Source organism: Streptomyces netropsis, from assembly GCF_014203545.1.
GTDB classification, from domain to species: domain Bacteria; phylum Actinomycetota; class Actinomycetes; order Streptomycetales; family Streptomycetaceae; genus Streptomyces; species Streptomyces netropsis.
In genome coordinates, this window is sequence record NZ_JACHJG010000002.1 from 582,884 (window position 1) to 603,104 (window position 20,221).

Annotated in this window: 17 protein-coding genes; 8 read left to right on the forward strand and 9 right to left on the reverse strand. The window is 73.1% G+C overall.

The annotated features are described in order from the left end of the window. Positions 1-67 precede the first annotated feature (67 nt). From FHS38_RS06960 to pip, 6 genes are all read left to right on the forward strand, one after another. The gene (locus FHS38_RS06960; protein ID WP_184731843.1) at positions 68-883 is read left to right on the forward strand and encodes an alpha/beta fold hydrolase; all 816 of its coding nucleotides are present in this window, start codon (positions 68-70) and stop codon (positions 881-883) included. Positions 884-975: 92 nt separating this feature from the next. Continuing rightward, entirely contained in the window at positions 976-2,667 is a 1,692-nt protein-coding gene (locus FHS38_RS06965) for a sensor histidine kinase (protein WP_184731845.1), read from the forward strand. Between the two features lie 16 nt (positions 2,668-2,683). After that, positions 2,684-3,337, forward strand: coding sequence for a response regulator transcription factor (locus FHS38_RS06970; protein WP_184731847.1), 654 nt, complete (start codon positions 2,684-2,686; stop codon positions 3,335-3,337). Positions 3,338-3,552: 215 nt separating this feature from the next. Then, positions 3,553-4,203: a hypothetical protein gene (locus FHS38_RS06975; protein WP_184731849.1), complete on the forward strand. Its 651-nt coding sequence runs from the start codon at positions 3,553-3,555 to the stop codon at positions 4,201-4,203. Further along, positions 4,196-5,071, forward strand: coding sequence for a hypothetical protein (locus FHS38_RS06980; protein ID WP_184731851.1), 876 nt, complete (start codon positions 4,196-4,198; stop codon positions 5,069-5,071). The genes FHS38_RS06975 and FHS38_RS06980 overlap by 8 nt, the downstream gene beginning before the upstream one ends. A gap of 148 nt (positions 5,072-5,219) precedes the next feature. Continuing rightward, the gene (gene pip, locus FHS38_RS06985; RefSeq protein ID WP_184731853.1) at positions 5,220-6,179 is read left to right on the forward strand and encodes a prolyl aminopeptidase; all 960 of its coding nucleotides are present in this window, start codon (positions 5,220-5,222) and stop codon (positions 6,177-6,179) included. A gap of 87 nt (positions 6,180-6,266) precedes the next feature. Here pip and FHS38_RS06990 read toward each other — a convergent pair whose 3' ends face one another. The 5 genes from FHS38_RS06990 to FHS38_RS07010 form a co-directional block, all read right to left on the reverse strand. Continuing rightward, on the reverse strand, positions 6,267-7,727 hold the full coding sequence (locus FHS38_RS06990; RefSeq protein ID WP_184731855.1) for a hypothetical protein: 1,461 nt from the start codon (positions 7,725-7,727) through the stop codon (positions 6,267-6,269). A gap of 419 nt (positions 7,728-8,146) precedes the next feature. Continuing rightward, a complete protein-coding gene (locus tag FHS38_RS06995) occupies positions 8,147-8,713 on the reverse strand; it encodes a DUF4232 domain-containing protein (RefSeq protein ID WP_184731857.1) in 567 nt (188 codons plus the stop codon). A 32-nt stretch (positions 8,714-8,745) separates the two neighbouring features. Beyond that, complete coding sequence (locus tag FHS38_RS07000) at positions 8,746-10,080, reverse strand: lanthionine synthetase C family protein (RefSeq protein ID WP_184731859.1); 1,335 nt, start codon at positions 10,078-10,080, stop codon at positions 8,746-8,748. Continuing rightward, complete coding sequence (locus FHS38_RS07005; RefSeq protein ID WP_184731861.1) at positions 10,077-13,127, reverse strand: lantibiotic dehydratase; 3,051 nt, start codon at positions 13,125-13,127, stop codon at positions 10,077-10,079. Before FHS38_RS07005 ends, FHS38_RS07000 begins: the two co-directional genes overlap by 4 nt. Positions 13,128-13,366: 239 nt before the next feature. After that, positions 13,367-13,513: a hypothetical protein gene (locus FHS38_RS07010; protein ID WP_184731863.1), complete on the reverse strand. Its 147-nt coding sequence runs from the start codon at positions 13,511-13,513 to the stop codon at positions 13,367-13,369. 308 nt (positions 13,514-13,821) lie between these two features. Here FHS38_RS07010 and FHS38_RS07015 point away from each other — a divergent pair, with 308 nt between their 5' ends. Next, positions 13,822-14,955: a terpene synthase family protein gene (locus FHS38_RS07015; protein WP_184731865.1), complete on the forward strand. Its 1,134-nt coding sequence runs from the start codon at positions 13,822-13,824 to the stop codon at positions 14,953-14,955. A gap of 73 nt (positions 14,956-15,028) precedes the next feature. Here FHS38_RS07015 and FHS38_RS07020 read toward each other — a convergent pair whose 3' ends face one another. From FHS38_RS07020 to FHS38_RS07030, 3 genes are all read right to left on the reverse strand, one after another. Continuing rightward, positions 15,029-15,580 carry a peptidase inhibitor family I36 protein gene (locus tag FHS38_RS07020; RefSeq protein ID WP_184731867.1) on the reverse strand — a complete coding sequence of 184 codons (552 nt, stop codon included), beginning with the start codon at positions 15,578-15,580 and terminating at the stop codon, positions 15,029-15,031. Between the two features lie 269 nt (positions 15,581-15,849). Continuing rightward, a complete protein-coding gene (locus FHS38_RS07025; RefSeq protein ID WP_229822750.1) occupies positions 15,850-16,221 on the reverse strand; it encodes a helix-turn-helix transcriptional regulator in 372 nt (123 codons plus the stop codon). A gap of 271 nt (positions 16,222-16,492) precedes the next feature. Continuing rightward, complete coding sequence (locus tag FHS38_RS07030; protein ID WP_229822751.1) at positions 16,493-16,945, reverse strand: MarR family winged helix-turn-helix transcriptional regulator; 453 nt, start codon at positions 16,943-16,945, stop codon at positions 16,493-16,495. A gap of 195 nt (positions 16,946-17,140) precedes the next feature. Here FHS38_RS07030 and FHS38_RS07035 point away from each other — a divergent pair, with 195 nt between their 5' ends. After that, positions 17,141-17,989, forward strand: coding sequence for an MBL fold metallo-hydrolase (locus FHS38_RS07035; protein ID WP_229822752.1), 849 nt, complete (start codon positions 17,141-17,143; stop codon positions 17,987-17,989). A gap of 87 nt (positions 17,990-18,076) precedes the next feature. Here FHS38_RS07035 and FHS38_RS07040 read toward each other — a convergent pair whose 3' ends face one another. Beyond that, complete coding sequence (locus tag FHS38_RS07040; RefSeq protein ID WP_184731871.1) at positions 18,077-19,891, reverse strand: M4 family metallopeptidase; 1,815 nt, start codon at positions 19,889-19,891, stop codon at positions 18,077-18,079. Positions 19,892-20,221: the final 330 nt, after the last annotated feature.

Consider the following 20,221-nt stretch of genomic DNA (forward strand, 5'->3'; position numbering starts at 1 on the left):
GGTGGTCCGCCGAAGCCGCCCCGGCACCCCATGGCGCGTGACGACGGGCGCCGATTAGCGTGACGTCATGAGCGCAGAACACGCAACGCCCCGGCCCGACTTCGACGTCATCGTGCGGGGGGAGGGACCCGCCCTCCTGCTGGCCCACGGCGCCGGCGGCGGGATCCAGGGCAACTTCGGCCTGGTCCTCGACGACCTGGCCCGGGACCACACGGTCATCGGCCCGCACTACCCGGGATCCGGCGCCACACCCGTCGCCACCGACCCGATCCGGCTCGACGACCTCGCCGACCGGGTGGTGGCCGCGGCCGTCACCCGCGGACACGAGTCGTTCGCGGTCCTGGGCGAATCACTGGGCGCCGCCGTCGCCGTACGGGCCGCCACCCGGCACCCGGAGCGGGTCACGGCACTCGTGCTCACCGCCGGATTCGCCGTCGCCGACCCGGCGTTGGCGATGGCCACCCAGTTCATCAAGGTCCTCGGGGCGGCGGGGGAGTGGAGCGCCCTCGCGCGGCTCGGCTGCGTGACGTGCATGTCGGACACCGACGAGGCGGGCTACTCCGCCCCGGAGCTCGACGCCGTGATCCAGCGGTTCCAGGAGCAGATACCACCGGGCACACTGGACCACTTCGACCTGGTGGCCCGGGTCGACGTCCGCGACGACCTCGCACGCGTGAGCGCGCCCGCCCTCGTCGTCATCCCGACCGGCGACCGGCTGATCCTCCCCGACACCTCGCGCCGCCTCGCCGACGGCATCCCCGGCGCCGAAGCGGTGGAACTGCCGGGCGCCGGGCACATCCTGGGCGAGAGCGACCGGGCGACCTGGCTGCGGCTGGTACGGGAGTTCCTCGCCGGCGTCGGCCCGCACCCGGACCGCCCCTGACCGTCCGGCCGGGACCGGTCTCGACTTTGGTCGACCGAAATCGAGACTTTGGATGTACGCCCAGGGCGGTCCGGGCTGCTTATGGTGCGGGGATGAAAGCGACTGCGGGGGCCCGTGGCCTGTGGCGACGGGTGACGGAGCCGGGCCAGTGGCCCCGGCGGCGGCTGGTGGGGGAGAGCGGGCTGGCCCTGGTGCTCGCCCTGCTCGCCGCGGGGCTGGAGGACTTCAGCGGGGCGGGCTGGCCGAGGACGGCCGCCGTCGCGATCGCCGTCGCCGCCCTGTCGCTGCTGCGGCGCGCGCTGCCCACGCCCGTCCTGCTCGCCACGGGAGCGCTGTCCGGAGCGTCGGCGGGCGGAGTGCTGCTGCTCCTGCCGGTCGCCTGGTCCGCCGGGCGGAGGATCGACGGAGTGGTGCGGGCCCTGGCGGCGTTCACCGCGTCCGGTGTGCTGTGCGTGGGGCTCTCCCTCATCGAGAGTCCCCCGACCCCCTCGACCCTCGTCCTCACCACCCTCTTCTTCCTGGTCTCGGTGGTCGTGCCGGGCCTCGCCAGCCGCTACTGGTCCCAGCGGCGCACGCTGCTGCGCGCCCTGCAGGAGCGCAACACCCAGCTGCTGCGCGAGCGCCAGATGATCGCCGGGCAGGCCCGGATGCGCGAGCGCCAGCGCATCGCCCAGGACATGCACGACAGCCTCGGCCACCAGCTCGCCCTCATCGCCGTGCACACCGGCGCCCTCGAGGTGGACCGCGAGCTGACCGGCCGGCAGCGCGAGGCGGTCGGGGTGCTGCGGGAGGCGTCCGTGGCCGCGATGCACGAACTGCGCGAAGTGGTCGGCATCCTCAAGGACGGCGGTGCGCAGGAGGACCCGACGGCCCAGGCCGCCTCCAGGGTGGTGGCCGGGATCGAGGCCCTGGTCGATTCGGCGGCCGCGGCCGGCACCCCGGTGCGGCTCGAACGCTCGGGACAGCCGCGTCCGCTGGCGCCGGCCGCCGACCACGCCGCCTACCGCATCGCGCAGGAAGGCCTGACCAACGCGTACAAGCACGCGCCCGGCGCGCCGATCACCGTCAGCCTGCGCTACGAACCCGACTCGCTGGTCGTGGAGGTCGCCAACGGCCCGGTGCCGGGGGAGGGCGGGCCGTGGCCCGGGGCGGTCAGCGGCGGGCAGGGACTCGTGGGGCTGCGGGAGCGGGCCCGGCTCGTCGGCGGGATGGTGCACGCCGGGCCGGTGGACGACGGGGGCTTCCGGCTCGCGGGAGTGCTGCCGTACGGGACGGGGGAGGCGCGGGAGACGACCTTCGGCGACGCGACGGACGACTTTCGGCAGCAGATCGGTGCCGAGGCTCCCGGCGACGGTGGACCGGTCATCGACTGGTCCGATCCGCACGAGGAGTTCAAGAACATCATGGGGGCGACGAAGAGGAACAACGGCTGCCTGGTCGGCTGCGGGGTAGGGGTGCTGATCCTGGTCGGGCTCGTGGTGGCGTTGGTGTTCGGCGCGGGCAAGCTGTTGGACGAGATCGACGAGGCGATGATCGACCCGAGTGTCTACGCCTCGGTGAACGTCGGCGACCCCGAGGAGCAGGTCCGGGAGAAGCTGCCCTCGGGCAAGTCCTTCCTCACCGTCGACGCGAAGCGCCAGGCGCCGGCCGAGCCGCCGGGCGCCGGCTGTCTTACGCTGCTGTCCACCGATTCGTCGAAGGGCCTGTCCACCGACACCGTGTACCGGTTCTGCTTCAAGGGCGGGAAACTGATCGAGAAGCGTGAGTTCGACGTCAAGAACTAACCCAGCAGGAGATCAGGTGATACGCGTCCTCATCGCCGACGACGAGCCGCTCATCCGGGCGGGGATCAGGATGATCCTCACGTCCGCCGACGACATCGAGGTCGTCGCCGAGGCGGCGGACGGGCGCGAGGCGGTCGACCTGGCGCGCCGGCACATGGTGGACGTCGCGCTGCTGGACATCCAGATGCCCGTCCTGGACGGTCTCTCGGCCCTCGCCGAACTGGGGCGCACGGCCCCCGGCGTCCGGGCGCTGATCCTGACCACCTTCGGCGAACGGGACAACGTCCTGCGGGCGCTGCGGCACGGCGGGGCCGGCTTCCTGCTGAAGGACTCGGCCCCCGGTGAACTCATCGCGGCGGTACGGGCCGCCGCCGCGGGCGACGCGTACCTCTCGCCCGCGGCCACCCGCCATGTGGCGGACTCGCTCGCCGCCGGCCCCGCCGTGTCCCGGTCCGAGGAGGCACGGCGGCGGGTGGCGGTGCTGAGCGAGCGGGAGCGCGAGGTGCTGGCGCTGCTCGGCGAGGGGCTGTCCAACGCGGACGCCGGGCGGCGGATCCATATGAGCGAGGCCACCGTGAAGACGTACGTCAGCCGGATCCTCGCCAAGCTCGGCTGCGAGAACCGGGTCCGGGCGGCGCTGCTGGCACGCGACGCGGGGCTGGGCGCCTGACCGTCGTCTCGCCGACGGCAACAGGTGTCTTCTTCCGGCCCGGGACACCCGCGCACCCGGGTCCGCGCGCCGTCGGCGCGCGCCGGAGCCCGGCCGAGCGGCCGCACCTCACCCCGCTTGTCACGCCCAGTGGCGAGATGAATGCGGAATGAAATCATATCGGGGGTGCTCCGCGCCCGGCTGCGGGAGCGGGAGCCGGGAGGGAAGGGTGTTCCATGCCAGATATCCGTCTCGAACCCCCACCGGAACGACCTCGACTGCCGGAGTTCCCCGCCGTCGTGGAACCGGCGATCCGCGACATCCCCGACCCCGGCCCGGCGCCGGGCCAGGCCGAGCCCATGGTGTGCGAACGCGCGGTCGCGCCCACGAGCGAGGAGCTGCTGAGCCGGGTCGTGCCCGTGCTGACGGCGGACGACCGGGTCCGTACCGCGCTGGACGGCCGCCGGTACGCCCTCCTCGGTGCGAGTGCCCTCACCGACGACAAGGACCGGGCCACCCCCGCGATCCTCGTCCTTGCCCATGACTACACGGGCGGGCGGACGCTGGAGATCACCCTCGACGACGGCGCGCCGCCCACCGTCGTCGGCATGGTGGAGAGCTCCGCCCGGCCCGGCCTGTCCGACGCCGAGATCGAGCGGGCGGTGACGCTCGCCCGGGCTCACCCCGAGGTCGCCCGGCGGGCCACCGCCGACTGCGTCCCCATGGTGCTGCTCACCAGTGACGTCGCCGAGGGCGACGAGCACCACGGCCACCGCCGGGCCTATGTGGGTTTCGGCCCGCCGGACGAACGGCTGCCCCGGGTCCGGGTCGTCGTGGACCTCGGCGAGGAGCGGGTGCTCGGCGCGGGCGGTGACGGCGATGAGTGAGGCGGGGCACGTCGTGTGGCCGGGTGCCGCGAATCCGCTGTGGGTCTTCGACTGGCGGCTGGCGGACGCGCCCGACGAAGAGGGCATCGTGATCCTGGCCGCCGCGTACCGGGGACACCGGGTGTTCTCGAAGGCGAGCCTGCCCTCGCTGCGGGTGCAGTACCACGGGCCCTGCGGCCCGTTCAAGGACCCCCTCAACTACAACAACGCCCATCCGGCCACCCGTTGCCCCCGGAGCCGGGTGTGCGTCTACTCCTACACCGGCGCCGGGCGGCGCGCCCTGAGCGTGGAGTCGTACCACACCATCGGCGCCTACCGGCTGACGCACCGCTGGACCTTCTGGGAGCACGGTGTGGTGATGCCGCGGCTCTTCAGCGCGGGTCTCCAGTGCCACTTCGACCACCGTCACCACACCTACTGGCGGTTCGACTTCGACATCGACAACAGCCGGCGCGACCTGCTGCTGGAATACAACAACTACGCCGCCGACGAGGGATGGGGGGCGGGCTGGCACCCCTTCCGCACCGAGACCAAAAGGGTGAGGAACCCGCCCTCCCGGCGCAGTTGGGCCGTGCTCGACCGGGACAGCGGGCGCGGCTACCACCTGCTGCCCGGAGCGAACGACGGCGTCGCCAACGCCTTCTCCTCCTCCGACCTGTGGCTGCTGCGCTACCGCGCGAGCGAGGACCGCTACGGCAGGCAGGGCGGGGCTTTCGCCGACGGGCTCGACGCGTATGTGAACGGTGGGAACACCGACGGTCAGGACGTCGTGGTCTGGTACTGCGGACACCTCTTCCACCGCGTCCACGAGGGCGGCGACGACTGGCACAGCGTCGGCCCCGACCTCGTGCCCCTCGGCCCCTGGTGACGGTGCGGCGGCCGCCTCCGGCATGAGCGCCCCTCGTGCCGGAGGGGGCCGCCCGAGCCCGGGCGGCCGCGGCGCGGTGGAGCCGCCGGGTTAACCTGGCCGCGCCGCTGTGTCCGCTGTCGTACCCCGTGGGAAAGAAGTCTCAGGTATGGAACGCCTCTACCCGCCGACCGAGCCGTACGACCACGGCATGCTCGACGTCGGCGACGGCAACCACGTCTACTGGGAAGTCTGCGGGAACCCCTCCGGCAAGCCCGCCCTCGTCGTCCACGGCGGGCCGGGGTCGGGGTGTTCGCCCGCCGCCCGGCGGTACTTCGACCCGGACCGCTACCGGGTGGTCCTCTTCGACCAGCGCGGCTGCGGCCGCAGCACGCCGCACGCGAGCGACCCCGCGGCCGACATGCGCCACAACACCACCGAGCACCTGCTGCGCGACATGGAGCGACTGCGCGAGCACCTCGGCGTCGACCGCTGGCTGCTCTTCGGCGGATCCTGGGGATCCACGCTGCTCCTCGCCTATGCCGAGCGCCACCCGCACCGGGTGTCGGAGATCGTCGTCACCGGCGTCACCACCACCCGGCGAACGGAGATCGACTGGCTCTACCGGGGCGTCGCGCGGTTCTTCCCCGAACCGTGGGAGCGCTTCAGGGCCGGGCTCCCCGCCGCCGACCGCGACGGCGACCTGGTCGCGGGCTACGCGCGCCTGATGGAAGACCCCGATCCGGAGGTACGCGCCCGCGCCGCGCACGACTGGTGCGCCTGGGAGGACGCGGTCCTCTCGCTGGAGCCGAACGGCGCGCCGGCTCCCTACAGCGGACGTCCGCCGGCCGGACGGCTGGCCTTCGTCCGGATCGCCGCGCACTACTTCGCGCACGGCGCGTGGCTCGAGGAAGGCGCACTGTTGCGCGACGCGGGACGGCTGGCGGGCATCCCCGGCGTGCTGATCCACGGCCGTCTCGATCTGAGCGGCCCCCTCGGCACCGCCTGGGAACTCTCCCGGGCCTGGCCGGACGCGCGGCTGGTCGTCGTCGGCGACTCCGGTCACCTGGGCAGCGACACGATGCGCGAGGAGGCACGCGGGGCACTGGACCGCTTCGCCCGGCCGTGAGCCCCGCCGACGCGCACGGGCCGGGTGCCCGGGAGGAGTTCGACTCCTCCCGGGCACCCGGCCCGATGAGCGGGGTGGACCCGGGGCTCAGTGCCCCTTGGCCCGTGGTGCCGTGGACACCGAACCCTGGCCGCCTCCGAGCTTCCACTCCCGGTGCAGCGAACCGAGGGGAATGCGCTTCTCGAAGATCGGCGTGCCGAATATCCGCAGCTGCGCCTGGAGCGCGCCCGACAGGTCGAAACCGCCGAACGCCGCCCACCGGCCGGTGGCGGAGGCGGTGCCGTCACTGGACGCGGTGGCGCTGCCCTCGGCCTCGGCCCGCAGATACGGGGCGAGTTCGGCGCTGACACCCGCCATGCCGTACAGCCCGACGGCCGCCTCGGCGCCGAGCGTGGCCTTCACCTGGCCCGCGGCCGACGCCGTCGCGAGCACCGGGGTGGCCTTGATGTCGGACTGGGAGACGGGGCTCCAGCCCTTGCCGCGGGTGTAGTCGCCGCCGACCCGGAAGTCGCCCTTGACGCTCTGCTTGACGTCGACACCGATCCGGCCGTCACCGTCCACCTGGAGGTAGCACGTGAGGTCGACGTTCACGACGACCGGTACCGGACCGACCTGGATGACGGGGGCGGCGTGCAGCTTGGCGAACGGCAGCCGCAGCGGCTTGCCGTCCTTGGTGGACCCGGCCGCCTGTCCCTTCAGCTCCCACTGGGAGGACCAGTCGCCGGAGAGCCCCAGGGAAGCGGTCCCGGGCGAACCCGCGGAGCCGAACCCGCCGCCGTTGTAGGAGAAGTCGACCTCGGGGGCCAGCTGGACGAAGCCCGCCACCGACGCCTCGGCGGACACCGGGGCGCCCTTGGCCGTGGGGACCGAGGCGCCGACGTCGATCCGCAGGCTGCCCAGCGGCACCTTCGCACCCTTGGGACCGAACCGGACGTTGCCCGTCTTGGCCCAGGAGACCTTCGTCCCCTGCAGCAGCGGTTCGACCTTCATGGCGGACGGGTCGACGGGCACCTTGCCGTCGGCCTTGGCGTCGCCCAGCAGGGCGCCGAGCGTCGCCGGGGCCGTGTTGACCTCGGTGCCCTTCTCGGTCTTCCCCAACACCTTGGTGACCTTGGCGAGCACACCGTTGGGCGCGCCGGGGGCGGGTGCGCTCGCGATGACGTCACCGACGGCCACGGCCGACTTGGGGGGCGCAGCCGCGGGCGGCGAGGTGTGTCCGGCTGTGGGCTTCTTCGGCGCGTCCGACGCACCGGAGATGACGGCCCGTCCGTTCCGGTGGTCGAACGAGGCGATCTTCAGCGAGGACTTCTGTGCCTGACGGCCGCCGCCGGAGGGACGGGCCACGGCGCTCGGGGCGCCGGCCGCACGGGCCGGCGCTGCCTGGACGGCGAGCTGCGGGGCGGGGGCGGCCGCCGGGGAGGCGCCACCCGCCGGCTCCGCGTCGCCGCCGGCCGCGTTGGAAGAGGGAGAGGCGGCCGAACACCCGACGAGCAGGGAAGCGGCGGCGAGAGCGGGCAGTAAAGCGATACTTCTGTTGGTCTTGCGCAAAATGGGATCCTCGGGAGCGTGAGGTGGGGGCAGGCCGCAGGGAATCGACACCTGCGGACTGCGTCACACGGCTGCGGGCGAATTGCGATTACCCGCCGGTAATGATCCGCATGATCATGCCATGCGGACGCCGACGGCCGCCCCGGTTCCCCCGGCGCCGGGGTGATGATCTGAATCACACATCCGCGGACGGCACGTCAACTCCCCGCGCCGACAGGCCCGGCGAGACGGGCGGGGCGAGCGCGGCAGCTCCCGACGGACCGTCAGTGGAACGCGTGGACCACCTGGATCTCGCCGACGATGTGCGCGTTGAACTCCGCCGGCTCCCCGGCCGGAACCCACCCGACTTCCTCGGGACCGGGACGATACCGCTGTGAGAGGTGACGCGACCAGGTGATTTCCGCGGCCCCCGGCCCGGATCACCTCCGGGGCGGCAGCTTCCACGGGCTGACACCGACCTTGCCGGTGGTGCCCAGGTCGATGCCGGCGTCCGGCTTCACCGTCTGCCACGGGGCCCCGGTGGCCGGGGCCACCTCCAGGTACGTGGCGCGTACGGCGGTCACCGCCGGATCCGTCACGGTGTTCCGCCACAGCAGACCCGCCACGGCCTTCTCGCCGGGCCGCAGGATCACGGGCTTGGGGGTCGCGTCGCCGATGGTGGCGACGGCGGAGGATCCCTCGGTGACCGTGACGTCGATCCGCTTGCGGTCGCCGTCCAGGACGCGGACCGTCGGATACCCCTTCACGGTGTAGGGCCGCGAGCCGCAGTTGACCATCTCCAGGGCCAGGGAACGGAGGCCCATGGCACCGTCGACGGGGCCGGCCTTGATCTCGACGCACGGCTTGGGAGGGGCGGCGTCCGCCTTCGGCGCTGCCGAGGGAGAGGCGGTACAGGCGGCGAGGAGAGCGGTCGCGACGACCGGCGAAGCCGTTCGCCCGAGGCGGCGGAGGGGCATCCGGCGCACCGTGGCCCAGGTCGTGTTCACCCGCCGATCGTCCCACGTCCCGCGCGCGTCACTCACGCCAGGAGCAGCGCCCGGTCCCAGCGGGTCGCCGGGGCGGTGTCGGTGGCGAAGGTGTGCAGCGCGAGTGCCGCGCCCGCCGCCCCGGTGAGGAAACCCGCGGGGTCGCTGACGGTGTCGGCGTCCGGGAGCGGGGGCCGCAGGCCGAAGGGCTGGTCGGTGGCCGCCAGATCCAGGACGCGGTCGGCGAGCCAGGGCAGCCACGCGCGCAGCTGCGGGTCCCCGGTGTCGTCCGCCATGCGCCAGGTGGCCTGCAGGACACCGGCCCAGCCGTGGCACAGCCCCGCGTCCGTCAACCTCGCCCCCGCCGGGCCGTCGTGGGTGCGGCGGGCGCGCGAGAGAGCCGCGCGCCAGGCGGTGAGCGCGGCGCGACGCCACTCGGGCACGTCCAGCGCGCTCCCCGCCAGGTACAGCGCTCTGGCGATGCCCACGGTCCCGTAGCACCACGACGCCCGGCCCGGTCCGCTCTCGTTGGCCGTCGGCGCGCCGTCGGGGGCCAGCACCAGCGTGCGGGGCCACCAGCCTCCCTCCTCGTCCTGCCGCTCGATGCCCATCAGCCACTCGGCGAGCACACGGATGGCCCGCTCCTGCCCGGGCACGACCACACCGTGCCGCCAGGCCAGGGCCAGCAGGGCCAGCGGACCGGGCGCGCCGTGCGCCAGACCGACGTTGGCGTGGCCGGTCTCCGGGGCCGTCGGCGCGTAACCGGAGGAGTGCTGGGCGGTCCACCAGCCCGGCAGCGAACGCCCGTCGAGCCGCAGCGGCACGGCCAGCTTTGTCAGCGCGGTCAGGACCTCGGCCAGTGCCTCGCCACTGCCCTCGACACCGTCCTGCCGGCCGTCGAGGAGATGCGCGCCCAGGCCCGCCAGCCCCGAGATGACGTCGTACGTCCCGACGCTCACGCACTCGCCGTCGTGCGGGCGCCGCCGTCCTTCCCAGGCGGCGAGCCCCCGGGCGAACGCCCGGACGTGCCCGGCGAGCCGCGCGGCGGCCCGGACGGGGCGTCCGGAGACCAGCTCGGCACGGCACATGGCGAAGGACAGCGCGGGAATGCCCAGGTACAGCCCCGGAGCCGAGGGAGGGGTGCCGTCCGACGGGTTCTTGGCGTGGGTGACCGCGTCGGCCAGCCACCGGTGCGCGGCCCCCAGGGCGGCTTCCGCCACCCGCCCGCGCTCCAGGTGCAGCAGCGCGATGCCCGGCGCGCCGTCGCTCAAGGTGAGCGCCCGCGACGGTTCCGGCGAGGGCGGCAGCAGGGCCCGGACGCCGCCCGGGTCGGCGAGCCGTTCGGCGATGTCGGCGGAGAGGGCCGCCGCCCTGTCCCGTGTGCTCATGCCCGCGCCCTTTCCCGCTCCCGGTCGATGTGCGCCCGTACCGCCAGGCGTGCCAGGGCGAGTGACTCCTCCTCGGCACCGCGGGCCGTTCCCACGAGCCGGTTGTGATGCATGTGCATCAGGGACGTCAGGACCGTGCCCTCCTCGGCCCACGCCGTCTCGTCGAGACCGCGCAGTCGCGCTCCGTACGCGGCGACGGCCGGGCCGCGCCGCTCCCAGGCGCGGAGCAACTGCGCCCCGCCCGGCCGCCGGGCCAGCTCCGTCCACCGGCCGTCCGGATCGACGAGCCGCCGCGCCTCCTGCCGCAGGGCGGTCGGCGCCGCCCGGTGCCCGAGCGGGCCCGCGTCGGCCCACAGCCGGTACGCGGCCTCGCGGTGGCCGGGGTGGCCGGGGTCGCCGGTGTCACGGAAGAAGCGGTGGGCCAGGTCCACGTAATTGGCGGCGGCCAGCAGCCGGGGGTCGATGTCCAAGGCGCCTTCGCGGAGCAGGGCCACCTGCTCCAGGCAGGCCCGGCTGTCGGCGTCGAAGGCCGCCTCGGCGTCCCCCATCGCCTCGGGCCCGCCGTAACGCTCCCACTCGGGCTCGTAGGCGTCGAGCACCGTCCGCGCGCACCACCCCTGCCGCCGTAACTCGTCGGCCCACCGCCCCAGGAGGGGCAGCAGCTGTCCGCCGAGGACCTCCGGGGTGCCGTGGAAGCGCAGCCGCAGATGGGGTGCGGGGTCGGTGTAGCGGAGGAAGTGCCAGCGGTCCACGCCCTCGGGCAGCCGGCTCAGCAGGCCGGGGAGGCGCCGGGCGAGCAAGGTGTCCTGGTGTTCCGTGGCGCAGTACAGCTTGGCGTAGAGCCACTGCGACCCGGGGCCGTACACCGGGTGCGGGCGGCCGGGTCCGATGGCCGGCGGCCGGGCCGTGCCGGGGGTGGTCCGTACCAGCGGGAAGGCGACCTCGGCGGGCCGTCCCGCGGACCAGCCGTGGCCGTAGGCACCCTCTGCGGGCAGTTCCTGGAGGAACGCCCCCGGGCGGCGCTGCCACTCGTGCCTCAGCAACTCCAGGTGCTCCGGGTCCTCCAGGTCGAGGGCGATGCGGTGGTCGGCGTACACCGAGGCGACCTCGGCGGGCACACCCGCCCTGGCGCGCCAGGCGGCGAACCGCCGACGCCAGGTGTCGGGTGGCGTGGTGGGCGCGCCGAGCGCGGGATCGGCGGGCCGCCAGCGGGCCGGTGCCAGGACGGTCCGGCCGTAGCGCACGCGGGGCAGGCAGGGGAGGGCGGCGGCCGTGCCCCAGTCCCACCCCGGCCACGCGGCCTCGCCGCCGCGCTGGATCTCCTCCAGGAAGCGGGCGACGTCGGGGGCGTTGCCCGGGGTCAGCACCATGGTCGGCAGCGTGGGCACGACCTCGCGTCCCAGAGCGGTCGACACCAGGGCCAGCCGCCCGGGTTCCGCCACCACGGCCAGCTCCGCGAGGCCCAGGGCGTGCGGGGAGCCGCGGTCGGCGAACGCGGACACGGTGATGGTGTGGTCGAGCCACCTCGGGACCTTGGAGACGTTCGCGGCCTTGCCCGTACGCGGCGAGAAGCCCAACTGGGCCCGGACGGCCGCCGGGTTGCGGGTGGGTACGGCCCGTACGACGCGGCCGAAGTCCGCGGTGGCCTCGCCCAGCACATGGGCGAACCGTCCCGCGACCGCCCCCGCGCCCCCGGACACCCCGCCCACGATCAGCCGGAACTCGCCCTCGGCCATGGCCGTCACGGAGTCCGCCAGCAGCTCGGCCAGCAGATCGAACGACGGCGGCGGGCCGGGGGCGTCCTCCGGCGCGGGCCCGGCCCCGGCCCCGCGGAGCTCGGCCAGCAGCTCGTCGTCCAGCAGGATCTCGCGCTGCGACGCCATGGCCGCCTCCTGGGCCCAGGCCAGCAGGAGCCGGTCGCGCGCGGCCGGGCCCTCGCCGCCCTCGCCGCCCGAGCGGCCGCCGGGCGCGTGGGCGCCGTACCCGTCGGGCACACCCAGCCCGCGCGCGGGATCGAGCAGTTCCAGCAGCGGAACCGACCTGCCCGTGCCGTACCGTTCCAGGAACTTCGCGTGGTAGTCGCGGAAGTGACGGGGGCCCGGCCGGCCCGCGGACAAGGACACCAGCGCCCGCGCCGCGCGTTCCGCCTCCGCCCGTACGACGTCCGGCAGGCGGACGTCGGCGTCCAGCGCCAGATCCACCTGCACCGGACGTTCGGCGGGCCGAAGAGCGCGCATGCGGTCCGTCACGGCGGTCAGCGCCGGGCCGCCCCGGCCGACGGGCGCGGCGGCGTAGGCCGCCAGCCCGCTCCGGATGTCGATCAGCTCGTCGACGACCCGGCGGCTGTCGGGCGAGAGGACCCCGCTGTGCCCGGCCAGCAGGCCGAGGACGTGCTCCACCGGGTCACCGTCGTCCAGCGGCGGCCGCAGCTGCGTGAGCAGCAGACCGAGGCGGACGAGCTCGGCGGCCATCCGCGCCACCGTGTCGGTGGCCACCTCGGGATGGTCCTCGCCCAGCAGTTTGACCAGATCGGGCCAGGCCACGGGGGTCGCGGCCAGCTCGAAGGCGCGACGCACGGGCTCGGTGTGACGTACCGACACCTCCTGGGTGGCCGCCCCGCCCCGGTGGGAACCCTCGTGCAGGTCCTGTGCCGGGACGAAGGGCAGGACGAGCCGGTCGCCGCGGACCGTGCACAGGTCATTGGCGGTGACGCTCAGCAGGGCCAGGACGGTGGGGTCGCGTTCCAGGCGGGCGACGACGTCGAACAGCCAGCCCATGTCCGCCCGGGCCGCCTTGGTGTGGGCCGAGCCCCAGCGTGCCTCGGGGGCGGGGCCGAAACCGGCGGCGGTCACTCCGGCCATGACGCCGAAGGGCGTGGCCCGGCCGCTCATCCGCAGCTGATAGCGCGTCACCGCGCGGGCCGCCCGGCGTATCTCCTTGGGCGACAGGGGGTGCCCCGCGGCGGCCTTGTCCAGGACGTGGGCCAGGGACGGGCTGGCCAGGGCGATGGCCTCACGGAACAGATCGTCGGCCGCGGCCTGTCGCACGCGGGCTGGTTCCCCCGGATCCGGGCGCACCGCCGCGGCGCCGCCAGGACGGACGGCCGCCCGGAGAAGGACCGTATCGGCACAGGCGAACTCCGGATCCCCGTCCGCGTCGTCCCTGCCTGGCACCCGCAACACCATCGACTCCCCTTCGCCGCCTCGCACACCCTCGCTCCCCTGGCGTGGATGGGGTGCCGGAGCCGGGGGCGACCCGGCACCCCACCCACGCGCCGTGGAGCGGACTAGCAGATACAGCCCGTGTCGGGGTTGCACACACGACCGGTGATCGGGGTGGGGAAGGAGACGAAGCCGAGCGCGTCCGCGGCCCCGGTCTCGTCGAAGGACGGCACGGCGATCTCTTCCACATCCAGATCGAACAGGTTCTCCATGGGAACTCCTCCTCAAGTCCGGTGTCCGGGCGCCATCGCGACCGTCTGAGCCGCTGCCCGGACCGGTTACGCCGGACTCTAGGAGCGGCTCATCAACCCTCGATCAACGCCGGATCAACGGTGTCGCGCCCGGTAGCGGAAGAGGTACACGGCAGTGACCGGAAGGGGAGCGGGTGGCCGGGCGCCCGCCCGGCGGGGAGCGGGTGCGCCCGGCCGCACCGCGACGCGCCGGACCGGGATTCCCCCGGTTCGGCGGGCGGCCTGCCAAGGTCGGTCCTGTGCCGACCCCGGCGGGAGATGAGGGAGACATGGACGACATCCTCGAGACGAGAGCCCCGGGGCAGGACCGCTGCCCGCCCCTCGCCGCGGTGCCTCAGGCCGAACCGGTCACCATCCGCCTGCCCCCGCTGGGGCGCGGGCTCGCGGCCACCCGGCATCCGCAGGCCGCCGAGGTCTCCGCGCGGGTGCTGGAGTGGGCGGACCGGCATCTGACGTTCCTGCCGCTGTCCGAAGAGGACCTGCGGTACTCCCTGCGGCCGGTCGTCCTGTTCCCGGAGTGGGCCTTCCCCTCGGCGTCCGTGGAACGGTTCGCGGACCTGTCCGCCTTCACCACCTACTTCTTCGCCATCGACGACACCCTCGACAATCTCCGGTGCGGCGAGGGCGACGACGAGGACGACGACGAGGGCTTCGGCCACGGCGAGTTGATCCGCTCGGCCGTCGACGCCTGCGTGCGCGCTCACCACGGCGATCCGGACCTCACCTCGCCGTGGGGCGCGGCCTACGCCGACGTCCTCGACGGTGTCCGGCGCCGGATGACCCCCGAGCAGTACACCCGTCTGACAGCGGTGTGCGAGGAATGGTTCGACGCCTGCGTCCGCGCGCTCGACGCGCCCCTGAAGGACCCGGACCTGGAGACCTATCTCGCCGACCGGCTGCTGACCGCCGCGGCCGAGGCCGCCGTCGGCCTGGTGGAGTACGCCACCGCCACGGACGTCGCCGGTCTGCGTCGGTCGGACGCCGACCTGGAGGCCGTCTGCCAGGCGAGCCGGCGCTTCGGCGTCCTGGTCAACGACCTGTTCTCCTACCGGCGCGATCTCTTCTCCGGCGGCCCGGTCGTCAACGCCGTCACCGTGCTCCGACAGAGCGAGGGCCTCGGTCTGCAAGGCGCCGTCGACCGCCTGTGCGAGGAGCTGGACGCCGCCGAGGCGGCGCTCCACACGGCTCACGACAAGGTCCTGGCCGGCCCGCTGGGAGCGCGCCCCGACGTCAGGGCCTTCGTGAAGGGGATCCTGGAGATGACCGCGGGCAATCTCCGGTTCTCCGCCACCACGCCCCGCTACCACGGCGCCCGGCTGGGCCTCGATCCGCATGAGGGCAGCATCCTGCGGCTGACCGCCGAGCGCACGGTGGTCCTGTCGGTGGAGGAGCGCGCCGGGTGAGGAGAGCGAGCGGGCCCGGCGGGCCCGCTCACGACACGGTTCGCGTGAACGGGCCCGCCGGGCCCGCCGGCCGTCAGGCCGCGACCGAGCTGGCCCAGTCGTTGTAGGCGCCGAGGTTGGAGCTGTAGGACTTGGTGGAGAGGCTGATCTGGCCGCCGTTGCCGCCGGTGCCTCCGGCGAGCCAGGACCAGGAGTCCGACTGGTTGTTGCGCCAGGAGGACGTCTGGTTGTCGAAGCCGTATTCGTTGAGGTTGTGCCAGTAGTAGTCGTTGAAGATCAGTCGGCGCCCGCCGCCGTTGCTGTGTTCGTACAGGCACGTCCAGCCGCTGGCGCACGCCGGGATCAGGATCGAGGGGTCCTTGGCGTTCGTGACGAGAGGGTCCGTCGCCCGGGAGTAGCCGAGTGCCCGGTCCGCCTCGGCGTGGGTCTTGAAGCAGCGGACCGTGGACTTGGAGTACACGACGCAGCTGCGCGCGTCCCCCCAGCCGTTCTGCTTCAAGTTGATCTGCTGCTGGCCGTAGGCGGCGACGGCGCCGCCCGTCGACGTGCCGGCCGCCTGCGCCTGCGGCGCCCAGGCCATGGCGGCCACGGCCACTGCGGATACGGTCAGGAAACTCTGACGCATGTGCGATCCTCCGGGATCTCCCGCCGACGCGGGGTGGGGTCGCCGGCCCGTACGGGCCGGCGCCTCTCGATCACTCCTGATCACGTGCGTGTGCGAGTGCTGGACCGATTGCCTGATGGCCCGTCATGACGTGAGTCGCGGGCGCGGTGGAGACTATTGCGGCGGCACGGCACGGCTGTCAACGCGATGGGCGTAAACGCGTCGCTTCCGCGAAGCGACGGACGGCCCCGGGCTGATGCGGTGACAGGCAGGGGAGGGGGGAGGCCGGGTCACCTGCGGGCTGCGGTGTCGGAGGGCAGTTCGGCGAAGCGGTCGCGGTACTCGCCGGCGAAGCGGCCGAGGTGCGAGACGCCCCACCGGTAGGCGATCGTGCCGACGGGGTCGCTGGAGGCGAGGATGTCCTCACGAATCCGGTCGAGCCGCAGGTTGCGGACGTAGGACATGGGCGAAGGGCCGAGCCGACCGCGGAATGCGGAGCTGAGGGTCCGCGGGCTGCAGCCCGCGGCACCGGCGATGCCGCCGAGGCTGATGTGTTCGGCGAGGTTCGCTTCGATGAACGCGAGGGCTGCCCGCAAGGAGCGCGGGTAGCCGGGTTGTGGACCGTCACGCAGCTCGCCGGTGTGCGAGTGCTGCTGGGCCATCCAGAAGGCGCCTCCGGCGGGCCCACCTCGGCGATCTCAACCTGCCATCCGCCGCGTGCCAGGGCAGTGGCCGCTGTCGGACCAGCCACGCCCGCACCCACGATCACGACTGTCCGCGCACCCCGATAGCTGTCCATGTACGCCTCCAGAGCGCCGATTTCTTCGAAACCGTAGGGCGCGTCGGCGCTCCGCCATATCCGAATCGGGCGGCGGCCATCCGCTGTCGGCAAGCGGTCGTCGAAGCAGCCGGGCCGGCTCCCGGCCCGCCCGGCTACCTCTTTCTCGTCCGGAGCAGCAGGGCGTGGAAGGTGCGCTGTTCCTGCGGGCTGAGGGCGGCCAGCGGGGAGTGGTGGGTCAGGAGCTCCAGGAGCCGGTTGCGCAGGGCGGTGCCGTCGCCGGTCAGGGCGAGCTGCTTGGCGCGGCGGTCCGTGGGGTGGGGGCGGCGTTCGACCAGGGCCAGTTTCTCCAGCCGGTCGACGACGAAGGTGGCGTTGGAGGGTTCGCAGCTCATTCGGTCGGCGAGTTCGCGCATGGTCATCGGGCCGGTCAGCTCACGCAGGGCGGTCGCCTGGGGGGCGGTCAGGCCCAGTTGCGCCGCGCGCTCCCGCACGTGCGACTCGAGCTGTCGGGCCAGCCCGCCCACCAGTCCGCACAACTCCCGCTCTGCGGCGGCGCGCGGCTCTGCACCGACCATTGGGTCCCCGGGCACGAGGTCATTGGTCATGCCCGTCATTCTACCCAGTTGCATCAAGCTTTCATCATTGCAACTTGAATGATTCTAGTTGTAAGTTTCTTGTGCAGCACCGCCCGGAGCGGTGCCCGTCACGAGAAGGAGACCGCGGTCATGACGCGTCCCGCATCCGCCCGTATAACCGACCCATCGCAGGGTGAGCCGGAAAGCCATCGGCGGTTACGCCGGGTGTCGGGGATCCGGTCGTTCGAGCTGGGCGAGCTGAAGATCAGCTACGTCCCGGACGGGGCGGTCGCGCTCAAGCCGCTCGGCTGGCTGGCGGACTCGACCGAGGAGTACTGGGCGGCCCACCCCGAGTACCTCGACGCCACCGGCAATCTGGTGGCGAGCATCGGCGGGCTGCTCGTCGAGCACGGCGAGCGGGCCCTGCTGATCGACGCGGGCTTCGGGCCCCAGACGTGGCCGGCGGATCCCGAGCACCCGTTCATCGGCGCCATCCACGGCGGCGACATGCTCGACAACCTCGCCGCCCTCGGCCGCAGGCCGGAGGAGATCGAGGCGGTGGCGTTCACCCACCTGCACACCGACCACCTCGGCTGGGCCTGCCTCCCCGTCCCCGGTACGGACCGGATCGCCTTCGCCGGCGCGGAGTATCTGTTCCCGGAGCCCGAGTGGGCGCAGCGCCGCCCCAACGCCGGCCACGGGGTGACGCAGGAGATGCTGACCACGCTGGAGCCCCAGGTCCGTACCGTCGTCGACGACGAGGAGATCTTCCCCGGGGTCCGGGTCTTCCTGACACCCGGTCACACCCCCGGCCACGCGGCCTACACGATCACTTCGGGCGGCCTGCGCCTCATCGCGTTCGGCGACGCGATGCACACCTCGGTGCAGATCGACCACCCCGACTGGTCGGCCGGTCCCGATCACGACCCGGTGGAGTCCGCCGTCCACCGACGTCGCCTGGTGGCCGAGCTCGCACGGCCGGACACGATCGGGTTCGGGGTCCACTTCGCCGACGTGGTGTTCGGACGGGTCCGTCCGAACCCGGACGGCCCGGCCTGGCACCCCGAGCCCTGACGTCACCGCCCCCGGACCCGGCGATGACGTCACGTACCTCCGTGGGTGCCCGGAGCGGGCACCCACGGAGTTTCGGGGCGAGGCCGGTCAGTCCTCGGTGGGTGTCTCGGCGGGGGAGCCGGACGGTGTGTTGTCCGCGGTGACGTTGACGGCGGCCCAGGCCCGGTCGACCGCCTTGTATTCGACGCTGTCGGCGCCGTGGATGTCGTCGGCCGCCTTCAGGGTCGCGGTACGGGCGTCGTGGAAGTCGGTGGTGGAGACCATGTACCGGGTGAGCGCCCGGTAGAAGATCGCCGATGCCTTGTCCCGGCCGATGCCGGACACGGCGCTGCCGTCGAAGGTCGGCGAGTCGTAGGTCACGTCGCCGATCTTCTTCTTGCCGCTGCCTTCGGCCAGGAGGTAGTAGGCGTGCGAGGAGATGCCGGAGCCGCGGTGCGACTCGGTGTCGTACGCCTCCTTCTTCCAGTAGTCGAGAACGTCGCCCTCGAAGCCCAGTGAGGGCTTGTCCAGGCGGCGCAGGAAGCCGGTCTTCAGGCCGAGCTTCTCGCCGAGAAGGTAGTTCGGCGGGTTGCCGGCGTTGCCCGCGGCGAACTCGACCGAGGTGGCGAAGATGTCCGAGAGGGACTCGTTGAGCGCGGCCGGCTCACCGTACGACGTGCCTCCCTGGGCCCGGGTGGGCTGGAGGTCCGCGGTCGCGTTGACCACTCCGTGGGTGAGCTCATGCGCGGTGACGTCCAGGACGACCAGGGGGTTCTTGAAGAGCTGGCCGCCGTCGCCGTAGAGCATGGTCTGAGCGCTGGGGCTCCAGTACGCGTTGTCGACCTTCTCGCCGTAGTGCACCAGGGCCTTCGCCCCGGTGCCGTCGCCCTTGATGCCGTTCCGGCCGAAGGCGTTCTTGTAGTAGTCCAGGGTGCTCGTGATGCCGTACTGGGCGTCGACGGCCGCGGTGGCGCGGTCGCCGTTGGTGCCGTCGCCCCAGCGGTTGGTGGTGTTGGTGAACGCCTTGCCGCCGGAGAACGAGGGTGTCTTGTTGCCCGCGTCCCGGACCTGGGTGTTCCCGTGGGCCGGGTCCTTGAGCAGGAAGGAATTCTTTCCGGTCTGCGTGGTGCCGAGCCGCACACTGCCGGAGAAGAGTGACGCGCCGGTGCCCGTGGCGGGGGCCGGGAAGGCACTCGCGGACTTGGCCGGGCCGACCGTTCGGGCGGGGGCGTGGGACGGGCCGGTCTTCGGGGTGAGCTTCCCCCCGCTCTCGCGCAGCTTCTCCTTGAGCTGCGGCGACACGAACGGGTCGGCGACAGGGGTGTCGCTCCGGACGGCACCGGTGATCGCGTCGACGACCACGGTCCGGGCGCCGCCGACCTCGGTGGTACGGCTCCGCGTCACCTCCACCCGGTAGGCGAGCACGGTTTTGCCGTCGCGGGCGTCGACGACCAGCTCGGCCTTCTCCGCGTCGCCCTTCGCCACGGCGGCGGCCTTGGCCTTGGCCTGAGTGGCCGTCACCTTCGGTGTCACGGTGGGGACGGCGAGCCGGTGGTCCGTCGCCCGGGTCGCGCCCAGGTAAGCCGACTTGGCGTCCAGGTGGACGATGAGGTCGCCGCCGAGCACCGGCAGACCGCGGTGGGTGCGCACGAAGCGGACGTGCCGCTTGCCTTCGGGGTCGACCAGCGTCTCCTTTGCCTTCAGGCCGTCGCGCTCGCCGACGCCGGTCGCCGAGGCGTGCGCGAACGCGGCCGTGCGGGCCGCGTCGACGACCGACGCGACGGGGAGGGCGGGGGAGGTGGTGGGAGAGGGGGCGGAGGCCCGGTGGTCGTACGGGGCGGCGAGGGCCGTTCCCGCCGTGAGGGTCGCCGTCGCCGCCAGGGCGACGGCGATGGCCAGGCTGCATATGTGGGGTCTATGCACGGTTCAAGGTCCTTGGCTGTGGGGCGGCCGGGGAGCCCGATCGCCCTGAGACGCGGTGCCGCTGGGCACTGCGGGGACCAAGTGGCCCCCGCCCGGAACCTTGGTGTATATGGCATGCACACGTAAAGAGGTATGGGGGTGTTTTTCACACTGTGAACATTGATGTAACAAATAGTCAGCAATAAGTGGTTGGAGGGTGACCATCCGTGCTTCTTGGGTGAAGACGGCGTCATGCGCGGATGCGTTGACTCGGCTCACTGACTGTTCGTCATGTGAGACGACCCGGGTGACGAAGGCCTTCCCGGTCGCGACGGGCCGTTCCCCGGACGG

Excerpts from the sequence above, each read along its gene's own strand:
- FHS38_RS06960 (WP_184731843.1), top strand. The coding sequence starts at position 68 with ATGAGCGCAGAACACGCAACGCCCCGGCCCGACTTCGACGTCATCGTG.
- FHS38_RS06965 (WP_184731845.1), top strand. The coding sequence starts at position 976 with ATGAAAGCGACTGCGGGGGCCCGTGGCCTGTGGCGACGGGTGACGGAG.
- FHS38_RS06975 (WP_184731849.1), top strand. The coding sequence starts at position 3,553 with ATGCCAGATATCCGTCTCGAACCCCCACCGGAACGACCTCGACTGCCG.
- FHS38_RS06980 (WP_184731851.1), top strand. The coding sequence starts at position 4,196 with ATGAGTGAGGCGGGGCACGTCGTGTGGCCGGGTGCCGCGAATCCGCTG.
- pip (WP_184731853.1), top strand. The coding sequence starts at position 5,220 with ATGGAACGCCTCTACCCGCCGACCGAGCCGTACGACCACGGCATGCTC.
- FHS38_RS07000 (WP_184731859.1), bottom strand. The coding sequence starts at position 10,080 with ATGAGCACACGGGACAGGGCGGCGGCCCTCTCCGCCGACATCGCCGAA.
- FHS38_RS07010 (WP_184731863.1), bottom strand. The coding sequence starts at position 13,513 with ATGGAGAACCTGTTCGATCTGGATGTGGAAGAGATCGCCGTGCCGTCC.
- FHS38_RS07015 (WP_184731865.1), top strand. The coding sequence starts at position 13,822 with ATGGACGACATCCTCGAGACGAGAGCCCCGGGGCAGGACCGCTGCCCG.
- FHS38_RS07020 (WP_184731867.1), bottom strand. The coding sequence starts at position 15,580 with ATGCGTCAGAGTTTCCTGACCGTATCCGCAGTGGCCGTGGCCGCCATG.
- FHS38_RS07025 (WP_229822750.1), bottom strand. The coding sequence starts at position 16,221 with ATGGCCCAGCAGCACTCGCACACCGGCGAGCTGCGTGACGGTCCACAA.
- FHS38_RS07030 (WP_229822751.1), bottom strand. The coding sequence starts at position 16,945 with ATGACCAATGACCTCGTGCCCGGGGACCCAATGGTCGGTGCAGAGCCG.